The 6,294-nt window shown below is 40.7% G+C and carries 2 protein-coding genes and 1 pseudogene; all 3 read right to left on the bottom strand.

The window, feature by feature from the left end; translation table 11 throughout:
* Positions 1-250 precede the first annotated feature (250 nt).
* Complete coding sequence (locus ACO4PX_RS07865) at positions 251-3,352, bottom strand: toll/interleukin-1 receptor domain-containing protein (protein WP_485572194.1); 3,102 nt, start codon at positions 3,350-3,352, stop codon at positions 251-253.
* A gap of 145 nt (positions 3,353-3,497) precedes the next feature.
* Entirely contained in the window at positions 3,498-5,384 is a 1,887-nt protein-coding gene (locus ACO4PX_RS07870) for a hypothetical protein (protein WP_485572195.1), read from the bottom strand.
* 641 nt (positions 5,385-6,025) lie between these two features.
* A pseudogene (locus ACO4PX_RS07875) lies at positions 6,026-6,294 on the bottom strand (hypothetical protein); the annotation flags it as partial.

Here is a 6,294-nt window from a genome sequence, read left to right on the forward strand (position 1 = left end):
CTATTCTATTTTAGCCGATATTAAGCGAATAAACAAGGAGCTGTAGAAATCAAAAACTTTTTTTACCCTCGGTGAAAAGCTATGATTTTTATAGCCCCTTGTCTATTTTACTTTTAAAATACTTTTATAACTCCCCATCTGTCCATTATTGTGGGGGACTCAAACCTTCTCTGTCCACTGATATGGGTACAGTAAAATTCAAGCTTTCGAACGGCTTTGCAGAAAAGCGATATCCACAATTAGAATCGACTTATTCCGTACTGATACCGATCTGTACCTTCTCATCCTGTGTCAATGTTCTTCCCGCAAGAATCTTATCCACCTCTGCAGAAACCTCCTCATTGCTCAGGATATGATACACCGCCGCAGTCATATAGTCCTGAACTCCGGAGTTGTCCGTTGCGGTAATGGTATTAAAGCTCTGATCCACCATAATCACATTTCCCTCCGGCGAGATATGCCCATTGACAAGATAGCGCTTTACAGAAGGGGTGAAGCTCATCATCAGGTGTCCCGTGGCAAAATCCACCACATAGGCCTTTCGCTCCGTATCATTATTTCGAATCAGAAGAAGCAGATTTTCCTTTTCATTATACAGATTTACATCATCGAAGCTTACCGGCGTCTGGGTGAGCGCTTCATCCATGTCCAGACTCTTAAGACCGGTCTTACTGCTCCAAGTAAAGGCCGTATTGTTCTGTATGCCCTTTAGGATGATTTCCTCCTCTTGATGCTTAAGATTCAGCACCTCCCCCGGAATGTCCTCTAAATGCTGCTTCGTTTCCAAATCATACAGAGAGGCTGTTCCTGAAAATCGATTGACAAGAAGTATCTTATCGTCTTCAGAAACCAAGATATTCAAGGAAGAATCCGTAATTTCCGGGATAGTATCCAGCAGGCTTAAATCCTCTACGCTATAAATCTTTAAGCCTTCCTTCTTATCCTGCAAATAGATTTTCTTTCCATCATCGGAAAAGCGTAGAGCCGGATAAGCAGAAGGGATTTCCACGGTTTTGGATTCCCGACTTTCCACATTGTAAAGTACCAGCCCGGGGTTTCCGGTATCCGTCATTTGCCCGACATAGGCATAGTATTTTCCGTCGTTGGACAGGACGTTTTGTTTTGTACTGGTCATCAAGCCGTAAATCACCGTGTTCTCATTGGTGATGGTTTTCCCGGTCTTCCCGTTATCCGTGGAGAGCAGGAAATCCGTCCCGTTAAAGAGAAGAAGCTTGGAGGAATCATTGGAGGATGCAATAATTCTGCCCTGCACCGGCTCCGAGGAAATTCTGGACTTGGTATCAATAATCTTAATGCTTTGGCCTTCATGGGAATTGGTCAAAATCTTGCTGCCATCCTTTAAGAAGTAGATTTCAGAAGGTGCTATCCCCCCCAGATACAGCCTGTCATCCGTAATCACCTTATCCTTCCAAATGGAGTAAATCCCTGCTTCTCCAAAGCCTGCAACCATGTTTTGTTCTGTATTATACGCAAAATATTTTAAATCCAAGTCACCAAAAGATACTTCATCTATGCTTTCTCCGGTTTCTCCATTGAGAATCAGGATCTTGCCATAGCTGTTTATAGCAATTTTTTCCCCATTCTCACTTTCCACTAGGGGCTTATTCAAGGTAGTTGCAGTGCTGATCTTCTCACTGAAGAGAACTTGATGATCCTCCAAAGAAATTTTTTGAAGCTCGTCATCCGTTAACAAAATAATAGACTTCCCGTCATTGGAATAAAAGGCGGATTTGTAAGGAAGCATAAAATTGGATCCATCGAGAGAAGTTCTACCTATCCGATCAATAGTAGAAATAACACTGCCATCCTTAAGGCTTCTCCTTGTCAGTTGATTTTCATCATTGTTGCCTAAAGTGATAAGTACCTCTGAACCATCACTCTTAATATCTGCATATTTTACCGTTTCCTGGATAGAAAATGTACTAAGCTGTTGCCAGGTATTGGCATCAAAAACGTAAAAGTCCGCAGAAGTATTGGTAAAGCTTACATAGAAAAACTGTGAATTATCTCCGGAAAAACGCCCCAGCATAGGGACTCCCGGAATCTCCAGCTTTGCCTTCTCCTCTCCACTTTCTACTTCATAGACAATGATACTATTGTCGAAAGCAGCGGAAACCAAGAGCTTATCATCCTTGGAAAATGTTAAAAGCTTTACCTGTTGGCTATGTCCCGGTAATCTCTTGATAATTTCTCCATTTTCCACCTTGGCAATAGCGGTTTCATCATTTCCTAAACCGAAGGCCACCAGCTTTTCATCATTGCTGAGAGCCATAAAAGTCAACTTGTTTTTTGTAGAAATGGAAGTCAAGGTCGAAGCACCGCTGTGATAAATCACATCATTGAAAATGCTCATCTTCTCAGATTGGAGCTGCGGATACGCTTTCATGCCTTTTCCAATAGGCTTCATCGCTTCCTTCGCCACTAAAGCGGCCTTTAAGTAATCTCCTTCCTTGGCCATATCTTGGGAGCTTTTCATTAAAATACCGGCATTGGACTGCACTGCCTCCTGTCTGGCCTGCTCTGCCTTTTGGTAGGCATTAAACATAAAGATACCAAAGAGCAGGAAGATTGCGCCGGAAAGAGAGGATATGGTCAGAATAAGCCTATTCTTTCTCTCCTTATCCCTCTGCTTAAGGTCTCCAAAGGTACAACCTAAGATGGTTGCCATAATACGGTACTTTTCGGTTTTCAGCAAATGAAGGGCCTGCTTTGTTAAGCTTTGCAGCTTACTGCTGTCTTTTTTCTGGATCTCTTCGTAACCCGGAAAGTCCTTTCGCAAGACTTCATCCGGACGAATATCCGCCGCCAATACATCCGCAAGACTCTGATCCGCCCCTCTTTTTAATTGTTTCAAGGGTGCAGGAAAAGCTTCATCCGGCTCTCCTTCAATCAGCACCGGAATAATGCGCTCATCTCCGTGAAGCTGTCTGAAGGTACGAATTTCCTTCTCACACCACTCGGACAGGGGCGTTCTCTTTGAACAAAGAACAATCAGATAGCGACTTTCCGCCAAGGCCTCTTCAATGGAGCTGCTTAGGTCTCTTGCCGCAAGCTCCTCTCTGTCACGGAAGACTCGGAAGGTGGTTTTCTTCCCCTCCTTATTAAACTCCTTGGGAGGCTTAAAACTTTCAATCATCTGATGCAGCTGCTTCGCAATACTCTGGTCCGGCTCCACATGGCGATAGCTGATAAAGGCATCAAACTTATATTCCTTTTCCTTAAACTCCTTTGCCGCCTTTTCCAGCTCTTTAGAGCTGTCGGAATCCTGTCTGTAATTTTGCAAGCTTTCTTCCTCTACTATTGGAGCATTTTGTTCCAATTCTTTTTCCATTCTCTATCCTCATTTCTTTTGATTCTTTTTATTCTTTTGATTCTTTTGATTCTTTTTATTCTTTTGATTCTTTTTATTCTTCAAGGCTCTACAATTACTCTATTGCTAAATCTAAGCTTTAAAGTCTAATCTTGACGCTGTGAGATTAGAGCTCTTCTTCCTCTTTTCGGAAGAGAGTAAAGACAGAGAGCAAATCATATTCCGGGTGACAAATGTCGAACTTCTCCCCAATGATTTCTCCCCAGTCTTCAATCAAACAGGGGTGGGTCTTTAGATTTTCATCCTTCTTCTCTCCATAACGGAAGTTCATGGCATAGTAGCTGTTACACCATCTCTTATGCTCCAGTCGGGAAAGAAAATCCAGTAAGGGGTTTTCGGAAAGGTAGCTTCTAAAACTTTGTTGAAACTCTTCTTTTCTATTCTCTCCGCCAAGCCTTTGTGCTTCCTGAAGCTTTTTAAATTCCTCCAGTTTCTCGGATAGATAGCCCCTAATCTCCTGCTCTGACTTTCCTGCCAATACCCTTTTGATAATCTCCTCTTTAATCCCTGCGTGGGTGGCAGACTGTCTGGAAGAGTTCTTCTTTACATAGGATAATTCATTCCACTTGCTTCCCTCTCCCATGCCGGCAGCTCCGGAAGCCTTGTTGTAAGAATCATTGAACTGCTTCGCCCGATTGTCCAAAGATGCCCGAATCAAGACTTCACTGCACATAATTTCAGAAAGATCACCGAAAACCTTGATTTTCTCTCTGGTTTTGGGAAGTACATGGCTTAAATCCACATTGGAAATATTTCGAATAATCTTAGGGATATTTACAAAATACCGGTCAATGAGATTCAGTGCCTTTAAGCTCTTTACCACATCCTCCTGCATCAGGAAAACAAGTGCTGGACTGTCTTCCCTGCTTAATTCTTTCAGATAGTTTTGCAAGTTCCTCTGCTCATAGCCTAAGTCTATGCATTCCAAATCCAAAGCCCTTAGTAAGCCTTCCTTTTCCGGAGCATTGAAATCCAAAAGTTCCTGCATTTTATGGGAAGCATTCTCTGCTAAAATGCTGATTTTGGGATTTCTTGTCAAAGAAACCGTTGCATCATTCGCCAGCTGCTTAAGTAGAGGAAGGGTCAATTCATTTACAGAAAAAAGCAGGATATGTGCCGGCTTAATAGCTTCCTCTATAGTATCCACCCTATTCGTTTCCCCGGAAATACCTTCTAGACTCCGGTAAATACTCTCCTTCACTTCCGGAACAGCCAGAAGCATCCGAACGGTCAAATCCTTTTGGTTAAAATGCACCGTGTCTATCTTCTTTAGAAGCTCTTCCCGCTTTCTTTCCTCTGAAAGCAGCTCTTCCATATAGCCAACAACCGTGTTGGAGCTACAATGCGCATAGCAGCTAATGGCTCTTTTCGGTTTAATGCGCTTTATGACATTGGCATAGAGGGCATAATTTTCCAGATCATTTTCTGCACAGAAAAAGATATACTTTGCATGGTTGATATGCAAAGCCGCAAAAAGCTCTCCGGCTTCATTTTCATCACAATGCTCAAAGTCAATCTGATAGGTGGCAATGCCCTTTTTTTCGTATTTATTCTTTAGGCGATCATCCAGAAAATTCTTGGAAATCAGAGAAATCTTATAAGGAGCTTTTTCCTTCATTAAGTTACTGATGAGAGTCTCTCCCATCTCGCTATTTTCAAAAACCAGTACATGATGAATGCTGGCTCTGTTTAAAAGCATATTTTTCGCATGGAGTAAAATGTTGGAAATCTGCGTAAAGATAAATGCGGAAGTTAAAATCGGCGCCATCCACTTGGCAAACTCATAAAAAAAGCTGGTCTTTTCCTCCGCGGAAATGGGAGAAACAAATAAAAACAGCTTAATGGTGCCATATAAAACTGCGGAAAGAAGCTGTAAAGGGTCTGAAATCTTGGCACTGTAATAGCTGTAAAGAGTTTGTAGTCCGAAGATTACAGTAATAATAAACAAAAACAAGATGATTTTTTTCTTATAGTAACTTCTATTCTCCTGCATAAGCCCTTCCTTATAAAACAAAAATTGTTAGCATTTTTTAAGGGTTATTATCGCAATTTTTACGAGAACTTGCAAGGAGTATTGCATAAAAGAGATGGTAAATTAAAAACGATAAAGTATTTACGCAGTATAGGTCTATAAACGGGGCAAGGCAAGCATACGTAAGCCCTCTTTTCCATTGTATTTTTTCATCACCCAAAGACTGCAGAAAACAAACAGATAGGACAGCAGAAAAGGAAGCCAAGCATAATACAAAATTATTCTCCGATAAGAAATACAAGAGTACTAGATAAAGTCCAATACTAAGAAGAGAAGAAAAAGGAAATACCGTCTCCTTACTCCTGTCACTATCTTCTGTTAAATAAATCTGCTTTTTATTCCATAGCGAATAAACACTCTTCTTTTTGCTATAAATATTTTGCAAGACTATAGAAAGCTTATTCTCAATGCTCCAAGCCATTCTACAGAGTAATACCATAGGCAGTACATCGATAATAATATTAAGAATTCCCTCTGTCAAAAAGTCGTTGGGTAAAAAAAAAATCAGACAGTAGAAATTCTACTGCCTGACTTTTTGCGGGAATGTTTTCAAGACTATAAATTGCTATCAAAAATAGCAATTTGCTTTATTATCCAATTACTTAAGAGTACTCAAAATTAAAACTAGCAGCACCATCTTTGATAGTAAATTGATATTTAGCTGCTATATCAAGATTGTCCAACATATCATTCACACCATTGATTAAAAAAGCTAAGTCTTTACTTCGATTTTCCTCAGTAAGAGGAACTTTAAAAGAAATATCTCTATCTTGTATATGCTTTTTCATTTCGGTAAAGAACTCTTTTCTATAGTCTGTAATATCATACTCCCAAGCCTTAAAGATTCCATAACCTTCGCTGCCCTCTTCAT

It is taken from the genome of Oribacterium sp., from assembly GCF_057249185.1.

Coding starts and splice junctions, on each gene's coding strand:
- ACO4PX_RS07870 (WP_485572195.1), bottom strand. CDS start 5,384: ATGCAGGAGAATAGAAGTTACTATAAGAAAAAAATCATCTTGTTTTTG.
- ACO4PX_RS07865 (WP_485572194.1), bottom strand. CDS start 3,352: ATGGAAAAAGAATTGGAACAAAATGCTCCAATAGTAGAGGAAGAAAGC.